Consider the following 24,567-nt stretch of genomic DNA (forward strand, 5'->3'; position numbering starts at 1 on the left):
GGTATTCAGTTGGTGTTGACCGCGTCAGTTGCGACTTGATACGCTCTGTACGCTGCACGGAACGGTGCGAGGAGTGTAAGCAGCACTGCACCTACGAGACTCAGCACACTGACTCCCCACACCCACGCAGCTTCTCGGACCGGGTGCAGCACGATCGCTGCGGTCGATCGGAGATTACTGGTGTCCTCGACGCTTTCCTCATCGTCGTCTGATTCAGGAATGAATTCGGGGAGTATCTCATCGCGGAACACGGGCACGTCGTCATCATCGACGAATAACACGAACAAATCGCCGTGCGGTGTGACTGGTGTGCCTTCATCTGCATAGTACCGGTTCGAATCGTGGACACTTGCACTGTTGATGCGTTCACCGTGTTCATCAATCAGCGCTTCAAATTCCTCAAGTGGGAGTGTCCAATTCAAATCGTCTGGTCCCCATGCTGAGGTACTGGCTGGTACCACACCAACCCTCACGGTCTCCGTACCATCTGGAATGACTCTGTGCGACGTGAGTTCGTCTATGTTCTCTATCATACGTGTTAGTACGTTGTACGGCGGGTTAAACGCCAGTGAATATCTTGTACGTGGTGTTCGTGGTTCCCCTTCCCATTCCTGGTGTCTCATCCCGCGTATGATCGCCACTGACTCTGGTAGTACCAGGACGCACCGATACCGTATATTGCGAGTCCGAGGTGCTGGATGTTACTGTTGCGTGTCATTGCTGGTCACCTGCTGCGTGTTGTGAGGGTACCCAGTCACGGGTTCCTTCGCACTATACTGTAATGTCTACATTAGTATAAACACTTGCTTGTCTGGTACAGTACATCAACTACCGGCACTCGCTCCCTACACCACACACCACCAATTCACACAAGGTACACTGTGAAACACACGGAACACTCGAAACACTCCAACCACTCCAACGACACACGAGCACACCGCGGCAGCACACGGGCACACCGGCGTCACGATCGTCACCATCACGACGTTTACCGGTCCGGCCCTCGTACACATACCCAGTGACCGTCAATGCAAGACGATACGACCAGTGACCAGGCACCCGGCAGTACAACGACTACAACCACGACTCCCGACCAGTCACACCCGGGCCGCGCAACCAACAACAACAACGACGGTGAAGACGGTGACCGTGATGCGTCTACCGGTAGTAACACCACACCGGACACGCCCGGTGAGTCACCCTCAACGGACCCGGACGGGGACGAATCAACACCTCGTCTCGACGCGGTTCCTGATGAGTACGAAACACTCCTGACGGGCGTAACCGCGATCACGGCGTTGTTCACCCGTCCAGGAGCTTCTTCCTCGTCTGTGGATCGTGATGCGTTCCTCGATGCGGTGCGGTCTGCGCCGGCAGGTCACCTCACGGTGCTGATCGCGGTGTTCGTGGGGTTGACTGCAGGTGTTGTGTTCGCAGCGTGGGGTGTCGCAGGTGTTGTGACGGAGTCTGTTCTCACTCGGCCGTTCGTTACGATCGGGGTCTTGGTTTTGTTTGAGCGGTTCCGGGTTTCGCTGGCGTCGTAACACGACGCGGTTACGTGTTGATGAGTATACCGAACTGGTTTGCTGGAGTTTCCGTCAGGAGTTGGTTTCACGTTGTCCTTGGATCGTCTCCAGCACGTCCAGTGTTCCTTCAGCTCGCTGAATCTTCGCAGCCGCGTCGGACCGGTAGTCGTCGAGCGTTGACGGTGAGATACCCATACGTTCGGCAGCGTCATCGCGTGACAGTTGTTCGATCTCTCGGTACACGTACGCCTCTGCCTGCCGTTCTGTGAGTAGGTCAGCACCGGCCAGCATCTCGATCTTGTCTGCGATCGAGTACTGCATTGTTACTGGTCCCGGCGTTTGTTTGCTGTCTCTAGTTTTACGGTGTAGCTGTCTCCTTCGTAGGGGTTCGTGACCTTGATGGTGTGAGTATCGACGTGGGACATATTGCCTTCTGCGCCGCCGGTTCCGAACAGCGCTGCGCTGATCCATTCACGGGTTTCCGTGTCGATGTCTTTATCTACGGTCTCCCATCCGGTCACGTCGTAGAGGACGACGCCACGGCCGGGGAGCCCCTCGTATTCGTGCTTGATGACTCCGTATTCAGCAGCGTCTACGTCGGGGTAGAACGCTACCTCTTTGTTGTTGTTTGCGAGTTGAAATCTCGCGGTCGGGACTTCGTGCCGTAGGTCGTCGGCCGTGACTGTTTCGTCGTTGCTGGTAGTGGTGGTGTTCTGCGCCATTGCATTACGTATTATGGTACGCAACCATAATAAGTGTTCGGGTGGTATAGTACGCAAACTCGGGTGTCGGGATTCTTTCCCCTCAGTCGCATCACTCCCATAGTTCGACACGGTGTGATTCCCCGTCACGCGGTATCCTGAGCAATCACAGCATCAACATCACCGCGCGTGATTACATCACGGTCCTCGTGGAGAATACGTTTCGCTGCATCCTGCACCACACGCTCAATATCAGCCGGGACGTACCCATCCATATCCCTGGCGAGACTGTTAATATCACGGCGTGTCAGGTCGTGCGGTAAGCCGTCGAGTTGTGCGTCGAGGACTGCAGCCCGCGCCTCGGCATCCGGTTCACCGATCTCGATTTTCTTATCGATCCGCCCGGACCGGATTCCAGCGTCGTCAAGCGCGTCTAACCGGTTCGTCGCACCGATGAACACGATGTTGTGCTCACCGGTTCCTTCGAGATGGTTCAAGAACTCGTTGACGACTTTGTTGTCCTCTTCGTGCGTGCTGCCGGCCCCGTCCCGGGTTTTCAACACGGAGTCTAACTCGTCGAGGAACACGACCGCGCCACCGGCTTGCTCAGCGACGCGTTCAGCTTCACGGAATAACGTCTTGACTTTCGACGCGGACTCGTTAATCCATTTACTCTGAATATCAGCGCCGCTTAACTTGGCGAACGGGAGTTCGAGTTCTTCAGCGAGCGCTTCCGCGAGGAAGGATTTCCCGGTGCCGGGCGGGCCGTAGAAGATAATATTCGGTGCGGTGATCCCGAGTTCTTCGGCTTTCTCCCGCCGCGTGGTGAGTGGTGTGATTACATCGCGTTGTAACTCGGTTTTCACGGCGTTCATCCCGCCGACAGCACCGAATCCCGGGCCGTCGCCGGTATCCCACCGGTATTCGTAGTCGGTCGTGTTGATTCCCTCGCCGCCTTCTTCGTCGGTGGGAGTCCCGGTCGCGTCGTCGTCGGGCGTCGTGTCCCCGGGTTGATTGCGTGGTGTCCGGTGCTCGTTCCGATCACGAGAGGTTGACGTGTCGGTGTTCCACTGGACTGTTTTATCCCGGACGAATTCCGGGTCGTAGTCGTGTTCTCCGGTCGTGTCCGGGGTGTGTGCGAGCGCTGCGTGTTTGAGCCGCGGGCGATAGTACTCGTACGACGTGATGCCGGACAGGAGTGCTGCTGCGATGATCGCGGTGAGTGGTTCGGTGCCGGTGACGATCGGTGCGGTGTTCGGGATCGTGACCGCGGTGATGGCGGCGGTCCCGGTCCCGGTGAATCCGGCGATCCCGATCACGCGGTTCGTTTCACTACGGTCGCCGGTCGTGCCAGGATTGGTGAGGAGTCGCCGTGTGATGCTGATCGCGGTTACTGTTCCGATGATGACGGCTGCGGTGCGGATGATGAGTCCCGGGACTCCGTGCCTGTGGATGATCGTGGTTACTGTGAGGGTGGTGGCGGTGACGACGAGAACGGTGATGGTGAAGAGGACGGTGTGCGTTGCTGCTTGTGTGAGTGATCGTCGAGGGCCGGGACTGGTCGCCGGTGTGCGTGACTGGTCCGGGGTGCCGGGTTGGTTGGGTTTCGACATGGGTTCGATGCGTTCACACGGCTGGTGGTTGCGGTGAGGTTTCCGCGACCCTCACCCCGCGTGTTGCGGTGATTTCTTACGCGGTTCGCGGTACGGTTCGTACGTATTTCTTCCTCGTGCACCGGGTTAAAACGCCGGGTTTCTCGTAGCGTGGTGCTGCCGTGGTGTGCCTGTGTGCTGGGTTCGTCGACGCGCGTGGTGTCACGCACGGGAACCCGTGTTGTCTGCGATGCGTTGCCGGGTTTCGGTGAGGAGTTCGGTGAGGTTGGTTTCGTCGATGATGCTGATCCGGTTCGTAAGGTTCCGGTCCGTGTCTACGTTGGCGATGTACACGGCCTCGGTGTCCGGGTCTGTGTAGACGGCGACACCGGGCTGTGTGAAGTGCGGATCGTTGATCGGCTCTCGAATAACGGTCACGTTCTCGGCTGGGATGTCGCCGTGTTCGGTGACGTATGCTTGATTGGTGCTGCCCGCGTCGCCGCCGGTGTCGGTGTTCGTGTTACTGTTGCGTGTCATGGTGGGGTTGAGGCACGCCGACGGAATCGAACCGCCGCGGTGTGTGCGCCAGCTGCGTGTGGTAGTCGTTTGCTTTTCCTGTGCTTCTCAGAGGGTGTGTCGCCTACTGGTTACCGTTGTCGTCGTCGGTCGTGTCGCTGGGTTCGAACGTATCGAGGAGTTCCTCGCGGACGTTGTCGCTCACCGCTCCGAGATGGACACTCCCGTCTTCCTGGATGTGTCGTTGGAGTTCGTCGTTCGTTTCTATGAGTTCGAGCGCGTCGGACCTGATCGTGCCGAGCTCCACGTCGTCGTTCCGTGGTTGTTCTTGCGGCCCGGTTTCGTAGGTTGTCCGGATCCGTACGGTGACGCGGTCGTTGCTTGCTGGTTCGCCTATTTCGAGCCATTCGGTTTGGACTGTCATTGTTGAGCTCCTGTTGTGGTATGAGGGGACCTCTCTCTGAGGCTCCTTCTATTACTTTGTTAGGACTGTGGACTTATATACTTATTGGTGATGTAATGCTGTTACCCGATGACGGACAGCGTAATCGAGATTGCTGCAAGCCCGATGACGAGCGATGTATTCGTCGCCACGTGCGCTGCGTACGCCTCATCGAATCCGTACCGATCGTGGATCTGCTTGTACACCACCCCGACGGAGAATATCGCTGCGACTGCAAACACCGGGATCCCCATAACGAGGTGCGTGACCGCCCACACCGCGACGTGCCCCCATGAGTCTCGCCCCCATTCTTCTTCCTCGTAGTTCATCACGATGAAGAACACGACTAGTGCTGCAATGAGCGCAGCAACACCGGCAAGAGTAATCACGAGCTGCGTGGCCCCTGCAGCACTACTGCCTGTACTCCCGCTCGCTGGGGCTAGCGACGACACGAGGATGTTCCCGGAACTGCTGAACAGACTCCATTGCAGCACCGGGATGCGTGACGCAGCCCATGCTGCACCGGCAAGTACGGGCGCGGCAACCAGCCACGCGACCGGGACGAATCTCACACCACGGGCACCGTGTTTCAGCGCTGCTGCTCGCGGCCGGATCTCATCGCGCCATGGGTAGATGAACGCGGTGACTGACACCGCTGTGATGAACGGGGCGATCGAAGTCACCGCCGTACTCATACTGCATCACCAGGCGGTACTGAGTGCCTCGTCTCCGCGTCGTCCGGGGTGATTCTACTCCGTATCGGTGTTCGGTGTCGCGGCATTGGTTTGTCCTCACTCGTTCTGTTCGAGGTCAGCCTCGTTTTTCGCATCGTTCCATCCCCCGAACCGCTCCGTGTACGGTGTGACGCTGTACTTGCCGTGTTCCCGCATTTCCGCAGCGGTCGGGTTTTTCCCGAGCTCGTCTGCGAGTCGCCGGATTTCTTCGAGGAGTTCGTCGTCCGTGATTTGCGGGCCGCGGTCTCGCCCCTCGGGGTCTGCTGGGAGTCCAGCGGCTTCGAGCGCGGCAAACCACCCGTCGAACCGGCTCGTGATCGTTGACGCGTCGTACCGCCCGGTGGTTTCGTACTCGTCTTGCGTCATGTACCCGCCACCGACTTCGTTGTTGGCGGTGCGGAGATCGTCGAGGAGTGCGTCGTCCGGTATCCGGTTGTGCGGCACGTCCGGATCGAGTCCAGCGGCTTCGAGCGCGGCACCCCAGTCCCCGAATTCATCGAAGTACCACGTCGTGGTGTGGTCGCTGCGTTGCTTCATATCCGGGATTGCTGGCGGCCGGTCGAGTTCGACTGCGAGTCGCTGCATCTCGTTGATGAGGGCGTCGCGTCCTGGTCGCTGTCCGGCCGGCTCATTCGGTTCGAGACCGGCGGCTTCGACGGCATCGCTCCAACTCCCGAACTCTCGCATGTACGGCGTGCCGCTGTACTCGCCGTGTTCTCGCATGTCGCGGATGCGTGGTGTCCGGTCGAGCTCGTCTGCGAGGCGCTGTATTTCGTTGATGAGGTCGTCGCGTGAGGTTTTTCCTACCATATGTGTTTGTAACACTCGGGTCCATATAAAGGCTTGTATGTATCTGTAGGAGTGATGGTGGGATGCACCGCACAGAACACGGCCACTCTCCCACGGACGGTCACTCGTTACTCGTTCAGAATCAGGAGCAGGATCAGTCTCCGCGGTCGTGTGCTCGATATAAACCCAGCCAGTTCGCACTTCACGTCTGCGTGGTGATTGCAGGACCGTGCCGTGTGTTTTAGAATCCGGTTTCGTACCCAGCTGCTTCGAGCCGGTCGTGGAGTTCATCGACTGCGGCTGCATCAACAATCCACTGGTTGGTCTCTGGATCGAATTCGTGGTGCGTGGTGTCCCAGTCGAATTTGATGATGTCTTTCGCTGGGTGCGTGTCGCCGTCGATGGCAACACGGTCGGTGCCGTACTCGTTGGTCCACTGATCGGTGATGTACAGGTCTGCGCCGGATTCGGCTGCGGCGATCCCGGGTGCGAGTTCGTCGATCGTCACGGTTCCGAGCGCGTCAGTATCGACACTGTCGACGCTGCTGGGTTCACTGGTGTCGGTGGTGCCGGCTCCGGGGATGTCGATGCCGGAGAAGTCCGTGTCGATTTCTTCGGTGCCGGTCTCTCTGCCCGTATGCTGTGTGTTGCTGGTTGTGATTGCTGGCTCGGCGCGTGTCGGTGGTTCGATGTCGGGTTCGGTGTGTGCGTCGTACAGTTCGGCTTCGGTTTCAGCAGCGAGGTAAGCGTCTGTCATTGGTGGTCACCTGCGGTGTGTTGTGCGGGACTGCGTCCCTCTGTATTACTTTGTAAGGCCCACGTCCTTATAAACTTGTTGCTGGTAATGAGGTGGTGGCGTGGTACACGGACTGTGATCGCCGGTCCGTGTACCGGGATGCGTATTAGATTGGAAGGGAGATATGTCCCTGGTATTCGCATATGATGTTGTCGTGCGGGACGATTTCTTTCGTGCTGCGATTGTCTCCGGATGCCGTAACGGTGCCTGTAGATTCCGGAGTGCTTGCCGTGTCTGTGATTCTGTGGAGTGTGTTCACATCACCGTTTTCGAACCCGATGATGTCTCCTTCATCAAGGGTTTCCGGGTTGTCTACGCTGGTGCAGTACGCGATTGATGGGTTGTTGATCGCCGGTTCCATACTGTCACCGGTGACGGTGAAGACCGGCCCGGCGATCGCGGCTGTGGCGATGATACTGTTGAGGATAATGGTGAGCGCGAGCGCGGCGTTCGTGTAGGTTTCGAGGTCTCGTGTCATTGCTGGTCACCTGCGTGTTGTGCGGGACTGCGTCCCTCTGTGTTACTTTGTAAGGACCACGTCCTTATAAATTTGTTGCTGGTATGTGTACGAACACGGAACACGGGCACGCCGCGGCGGCACACAGCCTGCGGTCGCGGTGCTGTGCGGTCTGCAGTGCGGTGCGGGTACCTAGCCCGGCGGCGGCCTTGCCCGCCGCCCGGCACATCTCGACGCCTTTGCGGAGCGGAGCGGTGCGGTGCGGTGCCGGTGCGGTCTCACGACCAGGTAGTTCCGAGATTCCCGCGGACCGAATCACTTCACAATGAAACCAGTGTTACGTGTTCGGTTCGAGACCAGCGGCTTCGACGGCGTTGTTCCATGACTCGAAGCGTTTCGTGTACGTCGCAGCAGAATACGCCCCGGACGCTTGCATCTCAGCGAACGTCGGGGTTTTCCCGAGCTCGTCTGCAAGCCGCTGGAGTTCATCGAGGAGTTCGTCGTCGCTGATCTGCGTGTCACGGTCTCGACGTGGTTCAGCTGGGAGTCCAGCGGCTTCGAGCGCGTCACCCCAGGATCCGAACCGCCGGGTGAACGTTTCAGCGCTGTACGTCCCGTGTTCATCGTACGTGTTCATCGAGACGTACCCGTCCTCGTCGGCGGCGACGCGTTCTAAGTCGTTGATGAGTTCCTCGTCGGTTATCGTTCCGCGGCTTGCGTCACGGTCGAATCCGGCGGCTTCGAGCGCGTCACCCCAGGACCCGAAGTGATTGTAGTACGTGACTTCGCTGTACTCGCCGTGGGTTTTCATCTCGGTTGTTGATGGCGGGTGACCGAGCTCGTCTGCGAGTCGCTGTATTTCGTTGATGAGTTCCGTGCGCGTGCTTTTCGTCATATGCAGTCTCGTATTATACTGTTACACACGCACGTGTTAATAGATTCGTTGTTCTTACAATCCGCTACGTCGTGAAGAGCACCGTTCCGATCGGAGAGTGACAGTACCGTTCGCGTGTCCCCGACGGGTTACGATGCCTGGGTATGCGTCTCCAAGAGTTCCTGGATTTCCCCGAGCGCTTGATTGGCGAATGCAACGCACCGCGACGCGTCACCCCGGACGTTCTCCCCGGTGTCGGCGGGTGTATCGTGTTGCAGTGCGTGCTCGTGCTCGATGACGGTCGCTGCGAATTCAATCCGGTCGCGGACTCGTTCAAGTTCAGTGACCGGGACACCACCGCCACCGCCGCTGGGTTCGTCAACGCTGGTCACGGCACCAGTCTTGGTGTCGGTGGTGTCGTCACCGGGATCCGCGTCCCCGTCGGTCGTGTCGGTGCTGTCGTCGCCGGTCGTGTCGCTGGGTTCGACTTGCGTCTCGGTTCCGGGAGCCGTGTTTCCGAGTGTTGTCTGCGTGTCGTGACTGTGGTCCGGTGCGGTAGTCTCGTCGGTCTCTTCGGTGCTGCGGGAATGTCCGCGTGTCGTGTACGGTGAGGCGGACATAACGGTTCGCTGTGCTGTGACTGGCCCGTCTGCGACGCGTGATGCCTGTTCGTCCTCGACGCTCCCATCACGGTTACTGGCGGTGCCGGTAGCTGTTCGCAGCGCGTCCGGGTTGATGGCTACGTCTTTGAGCAGGCCTTGGTTGAACAGTTCCGTGATGCGGTCGTCGTCGAGCTCGTTCTGGACGAGTTCTGTGACGGTCCGACTGGTTTGTTCGAGGCGATCGCGGAGTTCGTCGTGGACTTCGCCGTGTTTGTCGAAGACTTGCGGTGGGTAGGACTGCGCGGTTTGCGTGCGCGCGGCGATTGCGGTGTTCGGGTCGTCCGGGTGTTGCAGTGCGGCGATGATGATCGCTTGCTGTTTCAACGTCAGGTCTGCGAGTGTTTCTCCGTTGCTGGTACTGGTTGCTGTACTATCAGGGTTCGTGCTGGTTCGGTGCGGTGATGCGTGGTAGTATTTCCGGACGACGCGTCGGACGGTGCTGTAACTCAGCGTGTCGAGGTCGTTGTTTTTGAGGTGCGTGTCTGCGATGGTTTTCAGTTCGCTGTAGTCGTTGATGTACGGGTTCCGTGCAGCTGTGGCGAGGATGTGTCGGTGCTGGTCGGTGTGGTCGTCGGGGATGTCTGCGGCAGTGATGCTGTCCGTGTTGATGTCTCGTGGGCGTTTGGATAGTGTGTCTACGAGTTCCGTGTCGACGGTGTCGTGTTCGCTGTTCGGGTCGGTGCTGGTCGTGGTGTCGTTGTGATTGGTGTCTTCGATGCGGAGTTGTTCGATGTGTGTTTCGGGCATGAACCCGTCTCGGTTTTCGTGGTCGTCGTCGGTGCTGCGGGTGACGTGGACGCGTGTCAGGATTTCGTTCGGGTATGCGGTGTCGCAGTACGGGCACGCGTACAGGTACTCGTTCTCGTCCTCGTCCCTGTCCTTGCCGGTGTCTCGGTTTTGCTCCCGATCCTGGTCTTGGTCTTGGTCTTGGTCGACCGGTTGCTCGCTGCCGGTGTCGGTGTTCGTGTCGTCGCTGGTTTTACTGGTGCCGGTCGTGTCCGTGTCGGTGTCCGTGTTCCGGTGCGTGGTGGTTGTGTCGACAGTTCTTTCACGGTCGTGGGTCGTAGTCGTGTTCGCTGTCATAGGTTGGCAGCCGGGTCCGCGGGCGTTCCAGCGCCCGTGGCTTGTTCCGACACGCTGCTGGGAGTAGTGTCGTGGAAGCCGTTTCCCGGTGTTTCAACACTACGGATTTACCTACTTAAACCCTTGTGTTATGGATTGTGTAACGACCGGGAAACCACGCGAGCACAACGCTATACTCCACGTTCACGGAACCGCACAGTCACACCACGCCGGTCTGCACACCACGACTCTACGCCGCCCGCCGCCCGGCACACCACGGACCACGGACCACGGACCACCGCGTCACTACCCGGCACCCCGGGCTCATCACACCATGTACGCCGGGAGTCGCGGTGTCGTAATCGCATCAACATCAACTACGTGACGCGACAGTTGCGTTCCAAGCGATACCCGGCCCGCACCCCCAGCACCACTCCCCGCACTCGCACCTCGATCCACAGACTCGTGACTCGACGCGGTACTCGTCCCGTGTGGTGTGAAGCGCCCGACAGTCACCGGGACCGACGACACGCGTTGCAAGTACTGTTCAACACGCCGTGGCCGGTACCGCCCGTTAACTGCCAGGACGATGAACACGGAGTACCCGGCATCGAACAACGTGGAGAGTCGCCGGCGGAGATGCATGTGACTCGCCGCGGTGAATATTTCGACTGCGACCGGTGAATGCTGACTGTCTGCGTGCACATCAACCGTGACGAACCGGTCGTCCCCGTCGACGCGTGTTTCCGGCTCGACGAGATCAGGGTCACCGACGATCGCGGAGACGCGCTGCATCACGAGTTCAATCGCTTCCCGGTGCAACGCACCGGTCGCGTCCGTTGCGGAACAGTCCCGTGTCCCGTCGACGTGCCGGAACCAGTCGAACCGCCCGGTGACGTTCCCTGGAGCTGTAAGCGTGACTGAGTCACCGCAGATACTACACGCGTACCGGTGCTCGGACTCCCGGTCCGCGTCGGTATGCACGGCACGTGACTGCTCGACCCGCGGGTTCCCGGTCGGTCCGGTCGCAGTGCATGTCACCACGCCACCGTCTGCACGCACACCGCGTGGCGCGGTGTTCGCATCACGGCCCGGTAACCGCGGGTCCGTTGTTGTTCCACGTCGTGTACTGCTGTGCGGTGTGTGCTGGGTCGTGTGGGCTTCCGGGCCGGTGACGACCGTTCCAGAGTCTCGATCAAGTGCAATCAGCATGTGAGTCCGCGTGGTGATTCCGTCTGTACGGTCTTAATACTTCCCGGGGTTGTGACACGGTACTGATTACACTCAGCAACCGTCGACAGTAACTGGTCGCGGGGTGCGATCGTCGACGGTCGAGCGCTTCGTTACGGGAGTCGTCCGCGTCGTGTTACGGTTACGCGATGTCTCGACTCGTATCGATCCGGATTTCCGTGTCGATGTTGACTTTCCACCGTTCGGTGAACGGGTTTCCGAATCGGCATTTCGGCATGTACAGGTACGTTGAGATGTTCGTGTCGTCGCGGTGTTCTGAGAGTTCCCAGACAGCGTCTGCGCTGCGGTTCGTGACGTGTTCATGCCCGCTGTCACTGGCGTGATAGTCAGTGTACCGGGTGAGGAGCACGATCGTACCGGTATCTCGCTGCAGTGCTTGCAGCCATGCGAGGAAGTCTTGGTAGTCGCTCCGCTCGGTTCCGTGTTCCAGGTCGGTGATCGTGTCGATGATAATGATGCGTGCCGTCCCCGTGTCCGTGTGGTGTGATCCGCCGTCGGTTGTTGCTGTGCGTGTTTCACGGCCTGTTTCGCTGGTGTCACCGTGGTTGTTGTTCTGCTCGGTGGTCGCGGTTCGGATGGTGTTTACCGTGTCTCGGATCGGTTCGTCCGGGTTGATGCTGTGGATTGCCGTGCTGCCGGGGGCGGTGTTGACTGGTGTTTTCTGTAGTTCTGCAGCTGCACCGGACTCAGTCGTGAGCGTGGTGAGGTAGTGTGTCCGCGTGTCGTCGTGCTGGGAGAGGATCGTGTGCGTGAAGAGTTCGGCTTGGGTTTGGGAGTGACTGGTGAGTAGGAGTAATGCGCCGGGTGGAACGCCGCCGTTGAGGTGCTTGTCTAGGTCTTTGATCCCGGTTGATCGTCGCTGCATACTACTCACCGTGCCGGTGCCGGTGTGCCGGTGTGCCCGGTGTGCTGGTGGTGTGTTGCGTCCTGTTCGCTACGTGTTGCTGCGTTGGAGTGACGGTGTGCATCGGCGTGTCCAGTGTACTGTTGTGTACGCCGCAGGCACCGGTAAACGCCGTGGTACTGGTTCGGTACGGTCAGGTGTCCCCCGGGGTGCCGGCGTGTCGGTGTCACGAGTCCCGGTCGCTGTCAGCGCGTTTCCGGTTAATGATTTTACTGATGAGTGATGTGGAGACGTTGTACTTGTCTGCGAGGTGTTGCTGCGTTACGTCACTGGCCTGGTATTCGCTTCGAATCTCGGCACCGGTGTCCGCGTCGATTTTCCGTGGCGGGGTGCCGTTTCGACCGCCGCGTGCTGCGGCTTCGCGTGACGGTTCGGTGAGTTCGCCGTTTTCGTAGGTGCGGCGTGTGTGTTCGCCGCGGTCGAGGAGTTCGAGGTGGTCAGGGTTCACGCAGGTTTTGTTCCTGCATTTGTGGTGAATGGTTTTGTTGTCGTCGTGGAGTGCGGTGGCGTGGTGGAGTTGCCAGGCGACGCGGTGTGCGGGGCGGATGCTGCCTTGTGCGCGGAAGGCTCCGTATCCGTGACTGCCGGTGCCGGCGGTCCATTCGTGGCACGGTGTGGTGATCGTGGTGCCGGGTTCGACGGTGTCTGGGTCGGGTGGTGTCCCGGTCCTGATTTTCTCGTTGAAGCGCTGTTCGATGTTCGGGAGCCCGGTGTCGGGGATGGTGAGCGTGTTGTTGTTCTCGCGGTCGTGGTCGGGGTTGTTGTTCCGGTTCGGTTCGGTGTCGTTTGATTGGTCTGGTGTTGTTGACATTGGCGGGGTTGTGGTTAGTCGGCGGTGTAGGCGGTGATTGTTTGCTGGTGTTCGCCGCTGGTCGCGGTTGTTTCGATGCGTGCGCTGTTCGGGGTGCCGGGCGTGTTCGGGTTTCTAGGCTTGGTGTTGTCGGTGGTGTCTGTGAGTTCGTTGGTGATCGTGTCTGCGAGGGTTGTGACGGCGTTCCGGATGTCGTGTTTTTCTGCGAGGAAGTTGATCGGGATGACACCGATGTCTCGGTACTCGTCGAGATCCGGGTTGTACGTGTCGTCGCTGGTTTCGCTTGGTGCCGGGAGTTCGTTGAGGTGGGTCCAGTCGGGCTGGATGGTGTCGTATTCGTACGTGTCCGTGTCCGGGTCGTTGACCTCGCACCAGGTGAGGTAGTGGTTGGTGAGGTCCATGAGGCGGTGGAGTTGCCCGAGTTCCTGGTTGGTGAAGTGGATTTCGCCACTGTCGTCTTGGTTGGGACTGTCGGTCGTGTTCGTGTGTCGTGTCATTGCTGGTTCACCTGCGTGTTGCGTGCGGTGTTGTGAGGGTACCTCTCTCTCTGAGGCTCCTTCTTACTATACTATACTACCCACACGAGTATAAAACTTGTCCCGTGTGTGGTATGCAAAACCCGGAAACACCACACAGACAGTCACGGAGCGTTACTGCTCGAAGAGCGCCTGGACCCGGTCGGTCCGCCGCTGGTCGTAGATCTCGACACCGTGCGATAAACGCGTTTGGCCCGGTTCACGATCGAAGATAAGCGAGCAAAACCGGGCTTCGTCGATCCCAGCACGCTCGCTCCATTCGACCATCCACCGCATCTCCCCGTCCTTCTCGTACTCGTAGACGCTGGCTTCCTGACTCCGGTTACCGCGCTTTGCGGTGAGTGTGCCGGTTTGTTCGTAGTCGATCCCGGCATCTTCGAGCGCGTTGAGTGTCGGTGTCCGGGCAGTGTTCGATCCGATCAACCCGATTTCACTGGCTTCCCGGTCAAGATCCCGGTCGTCACTCCCGTCACTGTCAATCTGGTACGTATCCCCGTCGATTGTGAGGGTACGCAGCGGAATTTCACCGTGATTAACGATGTCCCCATTATCTCCGACACTGTTCTCGAACAACCCGTATCGCAGCGTCCACCACGACTTATTCACGTTCGAGCTTGACTTGACCCTTACCATGACAGCATTGTTGTTATCCAGTGCAATCGTGTACCGTACTTCCGCCTCGCCAAAGTCTTCGGTGATGGTTTTCTTGACGGTGTGTTGGTCACCGTTGACGTGGAGTTCCGCGCCAGGTTCGAGACCGATCGGTGCTGGTTCAGCATTCTCCTCGTCGTCGGTACTAGTGTTGCTAAGGTCGATCCAACAGTTGAGTCGGTCGTTGTGTTCGTCGCCAGGGATCGTGTGGTGAGTGCGTCGTGGCATTGGTTATCAACTCGTGTTGAGGCACGCCGACGGGATCGAACCGTCGTGGGTGAGCGCCAGCTGCGTGTGGTAGTCGTTTGCTTTTCCGGTGCTTCTCAGAGTGGTGTGTCGCCTACTGGTTGCCGTCGTTGTCGATTGGTTCGAAGGTGGCGAGGAGTTCCTCGCGGGCGTTGTCGCTCAACGCTCCGAGATGGACGCTGCCGTCGTCGTGGACGTGCTGCTGGATTTCGTCGTTCGATTCCATCAGTTCGAGCGCTTCGTAGCTGATGGTGCCGAGCTGCACGTCGTCGTTCCGTGGTTGTTCTTGCGGCCCGGTTTCGTAGGTTGTCCGGATCCGCGCGTTGATTCGTTCGTTGCCTGTTGGTTCACCGGGTTCGAACCATTCGGTTTGGACTGTCATTGTTGAACTCCTGTTGTGTTGTGAGGGTGTCCCTCTCCGAGACTCCTTCGTACTATACTATAACATCCATACAAGTATAAAACTTGTCCCCGTGTAGGAGTTACGCGTTCTCGATCCGCTGCACCGCATCCTGGATCGCAGCTCCAGAACACCCAATCATCGCCGCTAACTCTCGCTGCACCACCCCATCGTACCCGTGCTGTTTCACTGCGACCCACACGGCACCCGCCGCGGCCACAGCCGGGTTCGACCCATCCCCGCGTATCGCATCGAGCGCACGCGTTGCTGTCACTGTCACGCGCTCCGGAAGCGTGTACTCACTCCGAATCCGGTCAAGGTACTCGCCCGGTGGGATCGGCGTCGTGTACACACCGCAAGCATCCTGGATCCGGTGATTCGCACGCATCATCTCCCCACGATCAACACCGTGCACACCACTGATTTCATCGAGTGTCCGCGGTGTGTTCTGCACGCGAGTCCCGATCGTGACTGTCGCAGCAATCACCACGTCGTACCCGACACGCAGCACACCACCACCACTACTACTCCTGTCCTCGCCGTCACCACCCCGACGGTTCCGCTGTAAAGTCACGTACACGTCGACTGCCGTGCGGACCGTGTCTACTGGCAGGTCAAGCTCCGTGTAGTACTCACGGTACCGTTCCACTACCCGGTCACGGTACCTGCTCGGTGTGTGGTGTGCGGCGTCCCCGGTCAGAGACTCGATCGTCACACCCCTCTCATTAGCCTCGTCGTCCTCGTTGTCCTCGTTGTCCTCGTTGTCCTCGTTGTCCTCGATTGGTAACGCGCTCTTCTCAGTACTGCCTCTACGCTGCGCCATGTGACACGGTACGCTCCACAGACCGGTAAACATCTCCCGCACACCCCTGCAGTGTGTTCCGTGTTTCACACCGTATTCGGTGTGAATCGACGAGTGCGGTACCGCGCCGCACCGCCGTGTTGAATTCGAGTGATTACCGTGTACTGTGACTCGCACCTCTGCGCTGCGACCGGTGCGGACAGTCACACTACGACCCCCGGCACCCCCGACCCGTCACTACTACGCTGTCTCTGCCCGGCACCCCGGGGACTCCTGGCTGCCTGACCGCCCCTCTGACCGTGCGTGTCTCCTCGCTGTGCTGTCTGCGTTGACTAGCCATTCGGCGCGTGAGGATTTTTTCTGCAGGGGTGAATCCCCTTTCCCTGAGTCTATTGCCGTACCCATTTACGGACTGTTAGCGGCGGTTCACCCCCCGCTGCGAAACCCGGATTACGCGTTTAAACCCGGTTTGCAGGTCTCTAACCGTCGTAGATTCTTTGAAATATCCGGGTGAGTTGTTTCACGGTCTGAGCGGGGGTTCTGTCAATCACCTCAACCCCCGCGCGGAACAGTTCTGTCGAACCGCGTTGAATAATCACGAACGTATTAAACAGTGGAGAGACAACGGTTAAACAGGGAAATGAGCGAAGCAACCACGACCCCCGACCGCGGGGGGTGTTCGGACGGGAAAGCCACGCAAATAGTTCTGTCATGCCGGGACTCACCCACCGCAGTATGCCCTGCAAGCGCACACATGGCGCTGCGACACATCCAGTTCGGTGAGTTAACCAACCTATCCTCAACAATCCAGGACAAAGGCTCCCCAGCCGTGTTCTCGCTCGACGGGACGGATGTCGTCCACGTATTCGGCACGGTGTTCGACAACATCATCTCCGACATCGAAACCGTGCTTGAGACCCCGGCCCGTGACTGCGACGCCGTGATCGTTGATGGACTGGCGGACATTGGCGGCACGCACCGTGAGATCCGCGACCGGCTCGACCGGCTCCGCACAACGCTCACACCACACGGCACGGATCTCGTGATTATTGAAGCAGATCCGAAGGGAAGTGAGACGTACCGGGTTGATCCGGCGAGCGATGAATTCGAGTGGCTGCTGAATACGCTCACGTTCACGTCGCAGGCAGGGTTGACACGGCAGCGTGACGCGACGCGAGAAGACATTGAACGGTGGGCTGGGGTAGAGTATAATGGCGGCCGGCCGCCACTCGGTTTCAAAACGGTTGACGGGTGTCTCGTCCCAGATGAACCGTTCTACAGTGAGGTGTGCGCAACGCTTGAACTCGTCGCTGAGCGAGTGGGTGATCCGGATGGTGAGGCGGGGATGTCTAAGCGGAAAGCAGCTGCGACTCTGGAGACGAGTTCGAGAACGATTACTCGCGCTATTGAGGACCGTCCGGCGCTGTACGGGCTTCCTGATGACTCGACGTAACCACACGTCGGCGTCACATCACTACGGACTTATTGCCCTGTACTCTTCCGTTCTAAACTCTCCGAACTCTCCAACCACTCTAAAGACGCTGGTTCTTTCGGTATTTCCTATCGTCACTGATCACTCGATGCGGTCTGAACACGCGTAACGCCCGGCACCCCAGGCGTCGAGTGTAGTGAATTCACTGTGAATTCACGAGGTTACACGGTGTCGCGGACCGGGTCAACCGGGAAGAATGCGTCGGTGTCCGTGCTGTGGAACCCGTCCGGCCCGGCGATCACGGGTTCGTTCTCGATGCGGTACCCGTACGGGAACTTCGGCGCGCTGCGTTCAGGCTGGTCGGGTTGCTCAGTACTGTCGGTGCTCGTGAATGCAGTCAACGTGATTTGACTGCCGATGTCACTGGAGCTCATGGCTTCACATATCGATACGTGACTAGCACGGTTAAACGCTCGTGATTGTGTGACGCGGTGCGTGGCACCACACCACTACTGGTCGTGTCCCTGGTCGGTCGTGACGGTGCGGTACGCGGACCGGATGCGGCCTGCGGTGTTCAGCCAGTGCACGTTCCGGGCCGCGTCACTCGCTGCGTTGATGTCCTCGACGATCGTGAGGAGCGCATCGAGGTCGCGTTGCGTGAGTTCGACCGGGTCCATGATCCCGTGGTTCCGGATCTTCCGTGTGACGTGGTCCGGTGTGCCGGGATGGTTCGTGATTGTGTACCGTCCGGTTGCGTTGAATTGGACGGTCGCGGTCGGTTCGCGGTGCGTGTCTGGTGCGGGTGCGGTGAGGCCGTGGTCGGTGAGTGCGGTTTGTCGTGGCATTGTCGTGTCCTGTTGGTGTGCTCGTGTGTTATTGGCGTGATTGGAGTGATTGGAGAGTTCGGAGTGTCCGGAGTGTTCGGGGTTGTTCGAGGTGCTTGGTGTGTGAGGCGTCGTTGGTGGTTAGTTGTTGTACGCGGTGAGACTGGTTTGTGCGGTGTACTCGCCGGTGTCGTCGTTCCACTGCCGGCGTTCGACTTCGCGTGTGATTGTTTGCCGGCGGTCGGAGTCGAACGGCTCACCACGGTTTTCGAGGATGGTTTTCGCCGTGTTGACGGCGTCGACGAGGTCAGTGATGCTGCGCGCCGTGTTCGCGTCGTCGTTAACCCGGGTGTCACGGATGTGTTCGTGGTTGTCGGCGTGTTCGTGTCCGCGGTCTTCGACTGGTTTCATCCGGTGGTACGTGACAGTAATGCGGGTGCCGTACACGCCGGTCGCGGTACCGGGTTCGACGGTGTCCGCGTCGTCCGGGTTTTCAGGGGAGTGGTTGAACCGGACGGTGAGTTCAGCGCAGTACCATGACCCGGTCGGCGTGGTGCGTCGGAGCTCGATCGTGGTTGCCGGGATACGCGTCCCGGGATTGAACCGGTCGTTGTTTCCGACGACTGCGTCGTGCTGCCGGTGGGAGTGGTACCACGTGTCTGCGGGTCGCGGTGCGTCGTACCGGTCGGTGTGCCACCGGTCGGGGTGACTCGTGTTCGTGATGGCGAGTGCGGCGGGGTGCCGGTCGGTGAAGTCGTATCGCCCCCATTCCCAGATTTGCGTGCGGATGGCTTCGCTGACGGTGTCGGCGTCGCGTTTAGTGCCGGGGCCGTACGGGTACCGGGCGTGGTCGTGTTCGCTGCTCGTGTCTGTGTACGCGGTGAGGTGGATGACGGGTGTGTTCTCGTTCGTGGTGTGGTGTGTGATGTGGATGTGTTCGCCGGTCGTGGTGTCGTGGTAGACTGTCGGGCCGTGCGTGTCGTGCCCGGCGTGGTATTCGAACCGGTTGATTTCGGTTGGGATTGTGACGGTGCTGGTTGTTCCGGTGGTGTATGTGATCGCGTCCGGGGTTTCTGTGTTGTCTTGTGTGGGTTGCGTGGTTGCCATGATGGACACCTGCGTGTTGCGTGCGGTGTTGTGAGGGTGCCTCTCTCTGAGGCTCCTTCTATTACTTTGTAAGGCTTGTAGGCTTATATACTTGTTGCTGGCATAGTGTAGTGTGGTGTGGTTTGGGTTCCTCATAACACTCGGCACTCTCCGATCTCTCCAGACTCTCCAATTTCTGCGGGGTGCGTCACACCACTGACACGCCGGCAACCACGATCGAGTCACTATACACAGGACGGCATGGAGAATAACTGTCGATGAGACGCCGCAGATACCGGCGTGAGAGCCGTTCGTGTTGAGTACGTGTATTTCCCCGGCAAGAACACCGAGCGGTGTGAACGGCGTTCTACGGCCTGCTATACACCACGGAATACGCAACCCGCGACCGATTCCTGAATCCCGAGGTGGTTAGGACCGGAACTCGTCAAGTGACGTGTCCCGACCCGGGACTTCTGAACCATCGTCCGGGTCAGACCTCTCAATAACAGCCGTCGCCTCAGCACCCTCGTGCACCGCAGCGTTCCCGTCCTCGTCAACCGAGAGTACCATCCCCGGCCGGATCCGCGACGCACCGGCCTGCGACTCAACCCAGTCCCGACCAACGAACGCTTCGAACTCCCGCATCACACCGTCCGTAATATCGGTCCACTCAGTGTCTGCAACGCGTTTGAATTCAGCGTAGACACGGTTACCTGTCTCGGGGTGCCGGACCGCGCAGAGATCGCCAGGCAGCACGTCACGGTCTTCGATGCTGTGAACGATCGTCGTATCATCGAGTGACGCCGGGTCAATCGGCCCGGAACCAGTTGCAGGCGCAACGAATTCACCGGTTTCGTGTTCGTACACCCACTCTTCGGTGGTATCGTCGTAGACACCTGATTCTTCGTAGTCGCCTACGAGGCGGATGTCGTCGCCAGCCCAGCGACCGGCGTACTCGGTGCCTTCAGTGACGTGCTGGTCGGCAGCGATGCATTCGACTATTCGTTCCCGGTTCCAGCTGCCGTCGTCGTTCCGGTAGATGCTTGTCCGGCCTTCGTTCCGGGTTGCTTCGCGTTCGTCAGCCATGAACTCGCTCATGGCGTCTTCGAACTCCGGAGCGTGCGGGTTCACCAAGTCCGTGAACCGTGTACCGTCTTTCGGCCCGTCGATGAGTAGGTAGGCTAGGATCCCGGTCCCGACTGGGTCGGTGACGCGGGCGACGGCTTCCATACTGCTCGTGTCGGGGGCGATAACCTCTTTCCGTGTCTCGTTGATGAACTTGAAGTACTGCGTCATTGGTGGTTCACCTGTGTTGTGTTGTGAGGGGACCTCTCTCTGAGGCCCCTTCTATTACTTTGTAATGCCTGTATCCTTATAAACTTGTTGGTGGTATAGTAGTGTAGCAGGGGTTTAGTGCACGGTACACGGAACACGGGCACGCCGCGGCGGCACACAGCCTGCGGTCGCGGTGCTGTGCGGTGCGGTGCGGGTATCTAGGCCCGGCGGCGGCCTTGCCCGCCGCCCGGCACATCTCGACGCCTTTGCGGAGCGGAGCGGTGCGGGGCGGCGCGGTGCCGGTGCGGGAATCAGTCCTGGAGCACCAGCCCGGGACACACAGACACACCGACACGGATAGCGATGCATCGATTTGAAAGCCGTTGTACGCGTAGCACAGCGACTTGCTCACTAGACAGGGTAGACACACGTGCAAAGCACGGACCGCGTCACACGACCGGATACGCAGCGATACGAGACGGTCACAGTACAAGCGATGATTTTCAATCGCACCGCACCCGGCATACAGGCACACCACACAGATGAATGCGGAATGAATTCACAGCAACACGACCAGTGACACGATCACGTCACTACCGGCACACCCAGCAATCCAAGCCACTACTCCACACACCAATAATTAACGCAATCGAGACACCCACCACCCGCACCCCCAGCACCGTGTAGAAACACCACCGACACACCACGATACAGAAACGACGCCTGGCCCTGCACATCGACGACCAGGTAGACAGACCGGACAGTACACGGTACACGGGCACACCGCGGCGGCACACAGCCTGCGGTCGCCGGCTGTGCGGTCTACTGTTGCAGTGCGGGGTGCCGCGGCGGTGCTGTCTGCGGTGCTGTTGCGGTTGCTGGTGTTGCCTGTGCGGTCCTCTTGCTGATTTCTTTTGGTGCGCCGCGTCACTGTATACACGTCCTGTACCCAGATTTTTGGGGGTCGGCTAACGCGGTTCGGACTGGTCGTGTACCGCGTTGCCGTCCCGTGATTTCCACGGATCGAGTTTTCTCCAGTATTCTCACAGTGTCCGTGTTCCGTGCTCCGTGCTCTCGACCGAGGTCCTCGCTGCGTTCGACGAGGACCCGCGGTCGGTGTGGTGTGACGCGTCACCTCGCCGTCCGGGGTGCCGGGTACCCGGTCAGGGACGGTGCGTGTTTCGACGAGCGGTAACGCGGCCCGGGTCACGGCGCGGCGCGTTCATCGCGGTACACGGACCGGTAGTACTCGTCACCGGTTTCGGTTTCGAGCGCGGTGACGACAGCGTCTGCAGCTGCGGGTGTGTTGAAGTACCCGGCGTCGGTGACGGTATCGGTACGTGCTTCGTCGCGGTAAATCCAGTAGCGTCGTGCCATTGGTTTAGGTCTCGTGTTAGTCGTCGTGTTCGGTGCAGGTTCCGAGTTTCTCGTCGATCCGGTCCTGGTCGGCGTTCGCAGGGATCGGGTGTTCGCCGGTGGCGAAGCGTGCGCGGTGCAGGTGTTTGCACGGACCGTCGCGGTACCGGTAGTCGGCGCATTCGCACGTGCCGAGTTGCAGGTCGACGAGGTACGGGTCGCCTGTTGTGTAGACTTCGTACAGGCCGGGTGCGTTTTTCGCTCGGTTGAGGTATCCGATGGTGAGCATTGGTTCGTATAGGGCGCGTTGCATCCGGTCGGTGAGCGGGATCGTGGTGTCGTCGACGGGTTCTGGTGTGCTGGTTGGTGTGGTGGCGGTGCCGGTCGTGTCTGTGGTGTGTGTGGTTGACATCGTGGGTTCACCTGCGTGTTGTGTGCGGTGTTGTGAGGGGGAGACGTGTTGTCTCCGCCTTCCTCTGTGTTACTTTGTAAGGCTTGTAGCCTTATATACTTGTTGCTGGCATAGTGTAGTGTGGTGTGGTGTTGCGGGTGCGTGTCCCTGTAGGATTTCACACCGTATCCGGTGTGAATTTACTTTGAATTCAAAAACAGGAGACGATCTCCACACTCCCCGGGGGTGCCGGTTACTTGTCGGCGTGGTGTTCGATGCGGGCTCGGCAGACTGTAATCGCGTCCGTTCCGCAGCCACGGCACGCAGCCTGCACGGCTTCACGCGCGGTTTCGAGCGTCTCGCGGAACGCGTCGGTTTCCTCGATCATATCATCGAACGTCACGTCCGTGTACCGTTCGTACAGTGTTCGAGTGTTCCCAGGGCCGCGTTCCCAGCCGAGTGATTGCGTGATGTCTGCGTCTCGCCCGGCGGTCTGGATAGCGATTTCTTTCAGGGAGTAATTCTCCCCGGTTTTCAACGCGTCCAGTAACTCGTCCCAGTGCGTGCTGCGGCGGAACGATGCGGATGTGTGCCGGGAGAGTTCCTGTGTGAGTTTCATCCGGACGTACACGTCGATGAGTTCGTTGTCGGTGAGGTCGTTGATCGCGTCGGGTTTGCTGAGGATGTCGCTGGTGGTTGTGGTTGTTTCGATGGTGACGGCGTCGGTCGTGCTGCGTGACGTGTTTCGTGTCATGGTAGGTGTTCGTGGAGTGAGGTGGTGTTTCGCTGGTGTGGTTCGGTGCGTGCGGGGTTAGCGTTCGCAGTTACTGCAGACGTGGTACCCGAGCCCGTGGTCGTAGAGGTGCGTGGTACGGGTCCGGCATCGGTGACAGTACTTGGTTCGTTCGTAGTTGCTACCTCGACCTCGTGGTTTCTGGTTTCGCCGCATTGGTGGTCACCTGTGTTGTGTTGTGAGGGTGCCTGTCGGGGCTCCTTCTGTATTACTTTGTAAGGCCTGTATCGTTATAAACTTGTTGGTGGTATAATAGTGTAGGGTTGTGTCACACGGATCGCGGCAGAATACCGAGGTGGTGCCTTGTGTAATACAGAGACAGGAACAGGCTACATAAGGCTACACAGCCAGGTGCTGCGGCGGTCTCGAACACGTCGACGGTCACAGTCCCCGGAGTTTACCGTGTCATTCGAGTGTTGCTACGTACTCGATCACGGCATCCTGGACGCGCGCGGCGATTTCATCCCCGTGTTTCTGCTCGATTAACTGCCGGACATCATCCGGGTCACAATCCTGGTATCGGAGTAACGGTTGCATCACGGCTTCCCCGCCGAGTTCTTGCGGGGCGTTCGAAGCGGCGCGTTTGATTGCTGCGGCGGCCTCGACACGATCGCCGTACGTGTCGCCGTATTCACTGCGGAGCTGCGTGACTGCAGCACTCCACGTCAGGTCGGTGTTGTTGTGCTCGGTCAGTGCGGTCTGCGAGGTGTTTCGTGTCATGGGTTATCTCGTGAGGGTGCGGGTGGTGTGGTTACTCCCAGGCTGGGAGTTTGAAGCGCTCGCCGTCAACACCGAGTTCCCGGAGTTCGTTGAACGCGTCGCGGTCGTCCGGGTCGTTGATTTCGAATTCAGCGTTGTATTCGGCGGCTTCGATGTTGTCTGACGGTTCGTCTGCGGTGCTCCGCGCGGTGAGCTCAACACCGTTTGCTAACTCGATGATGGTGGTTTCTTCTTTCTGTTTGGAGAGTCCGCTGTGGTAGGTGTCGTGCCGGATTTCGGTTGTCTCTGCAGTTTCAACGCGCAGCGCGATTACGTCTACACTGCGGCCGTTGACGATGATCGTTTCCGGGTTGTCGTATCGCCCGTGCGTTCTGCTGAGTGCTTTGTACAGGTCGTACTTGTCTGTGTTAACTAACTCGGAGTCCGTGGTTTCGACAGTTCGTGTCATAGGCGTGGTGTTGTGAGGGGTGGACGTGTCGTCCCTGACCTTCCTCTGTATTACTTTGTAAGGCCCACATCCTTATAAACTTGTTGGTGGTATAGTAGTGTAGCAGGGGAATAGGGCACGGTACACGGCACACAGGCACGCCGCGGCGGCACACGGCCTGCAGTCGCGGTACTGTGCGGTGCGGGTATCTAGGCCCGGCGGCGGCCTTGCCCGCCGCCCGGCACATCTCGACGCCTTTGCGGAGCGGTGCCGGGCGGTGTTGTGCTGTGTTGAGGAGTGGTGGTACTGGCTTGTAGTGACGGATCAATGGTCGTGGCTGCGCGCGGAGCGACCAGCGGGAGCGAGCACGGAGCGGTGGGTGGGGCGGTGGAGTACAGACCCTGAAGTAACAGGTACTCGTCGAACCCTCGGAGCGTCACACGACCGGGTGCTGGTCCTGGTGCGTCCGCGGAACCCGCCCGGGGTGCCGGGCGTACTCCCGGGTAAAAGC

At 59.3% G+C, this 24,567-nt stretch carries 30 protein-coding genes; 2 read left to right on the forward strand and 28 right to left on the reverse strand.

Going from position 1 to position 24,567, the window contains the following annotated elements; translation table 11 throughout:
* Positions 1-5 precede the first annotated feature (5 nt).
* A complete protein-coding gene (locus DJ70_RS16785; RefSeq protein WP_143420968.1) occupies positions 6-533 on the reverse strand; it encodes a hypothetical protein in 528 nt (175 codons plus the stop codon).
* Between the two features lie 495 nt (positions 534-1,028).
* Here DJ70_RS16785 and DJ70_RS16790 point away from each other — a divergent pair, with 495 nt between their 5' ends.
* The gene (locus DJ70_RS16790) at positions 1,029-1,544 is read left to right on the forward strand and encodes a hypothetical protein (protein WP_143420969.1); all 516 of its coding nucleotides are present in this window, start codon (positions 1,029-1,031) and stop codon (positions 1,542-1,544) included.
* Positions 1,545-1,598: 54 nt separating this feature from the next.
* Here DJ70_RS16790 and DJ70_RS17350 read toward each other — a convergent pair whose 3' ends face one another.
* The 18 genes from DJ70_RS17350 to DJ70_RS08090 form a co-directional block, all read right to left on the reverse strand.
* Positions 1,599-1,847 carry a sigma-70 region 4 domain-containing protein gene (locus tag DJ70_RS17350; RefSeq protein WP_179234006.1) on the reverse strand — a complete coding sequence of 83 codons (249 nt, stop codon included), beginning with the start codon at positions 1,845-1,847 and terminating at the stop codon, positions 1,599-1,601.
* A gap of 2 nt (positions 1,848-1,849) precedes the next feature.
* A complete protein-coding gene (locus tag DJ70_RS17355; protein ID WP_179234007.1) occupies positions 1,850-2,248 on the reverse strand; it encodes a hypothetical protein in 399 nt (132 codons plus the stop codon).
* Between the two features lie 125 nt (positions 2,249-2,373).
* Positions 2,374-3,840 (reverse strand): AAA family ATPase, encoded by a 1,467-nt coding sequence (locus tag DJ70_RS08020; RefSeq protein WP_094531773.1) that lies wholly within the window; start codon positions 3,838-3,840, stop codon positions 2,374-2,376.
* Positions 3,841-4,041: 201 nt separating this feature from the next.
* Positions 4,042-4,356 (reverse strand): hypothetical protein, encoded by a 315-nt coding sequence (locus DJ70_RS08025; RefSeq protein WP_094531775.1) that lies wholly within the window; start codon positions 4,354-4,356, stop codon positions 4,042-4,044.
* 103 nt (positions 4,357-4,459) lie between these two features.
* Positions 4,460-4,759 (reverse strand): hypothetical protein, encoded by a 300-nt coding sequence (locus tag DJ70_RS17785; protein ID WP_143420970.1) that lies wholly within the window; start codon positions 4,757-4,759, stop codon positions 4,460-4,462.
* Between the two features lie 101 nt (positions 4,760-4,860).
* On the reverse strand, positions 4,861-5,472 hold the full coding sequence (locus DJ70_RS16800; protein WP_143420971.1) for a hypothetical protein: 612 nt from the start codon (positions 5,470-5,472) through the stop codon (positions 4,861-4,863).
* Between the two features lie 96 nt (positions 5,473-5,568).
* Positions 5,569-6,321: a homing endonuclease associated repeat-containing protein gene (locus tag DJ70_RS08040; RefSeq protein WP_094531781.1), complete on the reverse strand. Its 753-nt coding sequence runs from the start codon at positions 6,319-6,321 to the stop codon at positions 5,569-5,571.
* Between the two features lie 220 nt (positions 6,322-6,541).
* Positions 6,542-7,057: a hypothetical protein gene (locus tag DJ70_RS08045; RefSeq protein ID WP_094531783.1), complete on the reverse strand. Its 516-nt coding sequence runs from the start codon at positions 7,055-7,057 to the stop codon at positions 6,542-6,544.
* Positions 7,058-7,202: 145 nt separating this feature from the next.
* Positions 7,203-7,574, reverse strand: coding sequence for a S24/S26 family peptidase (locus DJ70_RS16805; RefSeq protein ID WP_143420972.1), 372 nt, complete (start codon positions 7,572-7,574; stop codon positions 7,203-7,205).
* Between the two features lie 316 nt (positions 7,575-7,890).
* Positions 7,891-8,448 (reverse strand): homing endonuclease associated repeat-containing protein, encoded by a 558-nt coding sequence (locus DJ70_RS08055; protein WP_094531787.1) that lies wholly within the window; start codon positions 8,446-8,448, stop codon positions 7,891-7,893.
* A gap of 128 nt (positions 8,449-8,576) precedes the next feature.
* Positions 8,577-10,172: a hypothetical protein gene (locus DJ70_RS08060; protein ID WP_094531789.1), complete on the reverse strand. Its 1,596-nt coding sequence runs from the start codon at positions 10,170-10,172 to the stop codon at positions 8,577-8,579.
* Between the two features lie 306 nt (positions 10,173-10,478).
* The gene (locus DJ70_RS16810) at positions 10,479-11,192 is read right to left on the reverse strand and encodes a hypothetical protein (RefSeq protein WP_245810766.1); all 714 of its coding nucleotides are present in this window, start codon (positions 11,190-11,192) and stop codon (positions 10,479-10,481) included.
* Positions 11,193-11,523: 331 nt separating this feature from the next.
* Complete coding sequence (locus DJ70_RS08070; protein WP_094531793.1) at positions 11,524-12,267, reverse strand: DUF7125 family protein; 744 nt, start codon at positions 12,265-12,267, stop codon at positions 11,524-11,526.
* Between the two features lie 205 nt (positions 12,268-12,472).
* Entirely contained in the window at positions 12,473-13,117 is a 645-nt protein-coding gene (locus DJ70_RS08075; RefSeq protein WP_094531795.1) for an HNH endonuclease signature motif containing protein, read from the reverse strand.
* A gap of 14 nt (positions 13,118-13,131) precedes the next feature.
* Positions 13,132-13,614 (reverse strand): hypothetical protein, encoded by a 483-nt coding sequence (locus tag DJ70_RS08080; RefSeq protein WP_094531797.1) that lies wholly within the window; start codon positions 13,612-13,614, stop codon positions 13,132-13,134.
* A 153-nt stretch (positions 13,615-13,767) separates the two neighbouring features.
* Entirely contained in the window at positions 13,768-14,532 is a 765-nt protein-coding gene (locus DJ70_RS08085) for a hypothetical protein (RefSeq protein WP_143420974.1), read from the reverse strand.
* 112 nt (positions 14,533-14,644) lie between these two features.
* Positions 14,645-14,932, reverse strand: a complete 288-nt coding sequence (locus DJ70_RS16815; protein WP_143420975.1) for a hypothetical protein — start codon at positions 14,930-14,932, stop codon at positions 14,645-14,647.
* Between the two features lie 100 nt (positions 14,933-15,032).
* Positions 15,033-15,773: a hypothetical protein gene (locus DJ70_RS08090; protein WP_094531801.1), complete on the reverse strand. Its 741-nt coding sequence runs from the start codon at positions 15,771-15,773 to the stop codon at positions 15,033-15,035.
* Between the two features lie 619 nt (positions 15,774-16,392).
* Between DJ70_RS08090 and DJ70_RS08095 the strand changes: the two genes are divergently transcribed.
* Positions 16,393-17,205: a hypothetical protein gene (locus DJ70_RS08095; RefSeq protein ID WP_143420976.1), complete on the forward strand. Its 813-nt coding sequence runs from the start codon at positions 16,393-16,395 to the stop codon at positions 17,203-17,205.
* A 200-nt stretch (positions 17,206-17,405) separates the two neighbouring features.
* Here the strand turns inward: DJ70_RS08095 and DJ70_RS08100 are convergent, their stop codons facing one another.
* The 9 genes from DJ70_RS08100 to DJ70_RS08130 form a co-directional block, all read right to left on the reverse strand.
* A complete protein-coding gene (locus DJ70_RS08100; RefSeq protein WP_094531804.1) occupies positions 17,406-17,618 on the reverse strand; it encodes a hypothetical protein in 213 nt (70 codons plus the stop codon).
* 75 nt (positions 17,619-17,693) lie between these two features.
* Positions 17,694-18,029 (reverse strand): hypothetical protein, encoded by a 336-nt coding sequence (locus tag DJ70_RS16820; protein ID WP_143420977.1) that lies wholly within the window; start codon positions 18,027-18,029, stop codon positions 17,694-17,696.
* Between the two features lie 120 nt (positions 18,030-18,149).
* Positions 18,150-19,115 (reverse strand): hypothetical protein, encoded by a 966-nt coding sequence (locus tag DJ70_RS08105; RefSeq protein WP_094531806.1) that lies wholly within the window; start codon positions 19,113-19,115, stop codon positions 18,150-18,152.
* A 408-nt stretch (positions 19,116-19,523) separates the two neighbouring features.
* A complete protein-coding gene (locus tag DJ70_RS08110) occupies positions 19,524-20,390 on the reverse strand; it encodes a hypothetical protein (RefSeq protein ID WP_094531808.1) in 867 nt (288 codons plus the stop codon).
* Positions 20,391-21,575: 1,185 nt separating this feature from the next.
* Positions 21,576-21,746, reverse strand: coding sequence for a hypothetical protein (locus DJ70_RS17365; protein WP_179234009.1), 171 nt, complete (start codon positions 21,744-21,746; stop codon positions 21,576-21,578).
* A gap of 16 nt (positions 21,747-21,762) precedes the next feature.
* Entirely contained in the window at positions 21,763-22,137 is a 375-nt protein-coding gene (locus DJ70_RS08115) for a hypothetical protein (RefSeq protein WP_143420978.1), read from the reverse strand.
* Between the two features lie 232 nt (positions 22,138-22,369).
* Positions 22,370-22,870, reverse strand: coding sequence for a hypothetical protein (locus tag DJ70_RS08120; RefSeq protein ID WP_094531812.1), 501 nt, complete (start codon positions 22,868-22,870; stop codon positions 22,370-22,372).
* A 444-nt stretch (positions 22,871-23,314) separates the two neighbouring features.
* The gene (locus DJ70_RS08125) at positions 23,315-23,629 is read right to left on the reverse strand and encodes a hypothetical protein (protein WP_094531814.1); all 315 of its coding nucleotides are present in this window, start codon (positions 23,627-23,629) and stop codon (positions 23,315-23,317) included.
* A gap of 31 nt (positions 23,630-23,660) precedes the next feature.
* The gene (locus DJ70_RS08130) at positions 23,661-24,077 is read right to left on the reverse strand and encodes a hypothetical protein (RefSeq protein WP_094531816.1); all 417 of its coding nucleotides are present in this window, start codon (positions 24,075-24,077) and stop codon (positions 23,661-23,663) included.
* Positions 24,078-24,567 lie beyond the last annotated feature (490 nt).

The organism is Halorubrum halodurans, assembly GCF_002252985.1.
GTDB classification, from domain to species: Archaea; Halobacteriota; Halobacteria; order Halobacteriales; family Haloferacaceae; genus Halorubrum; species Halorubrum halodurans.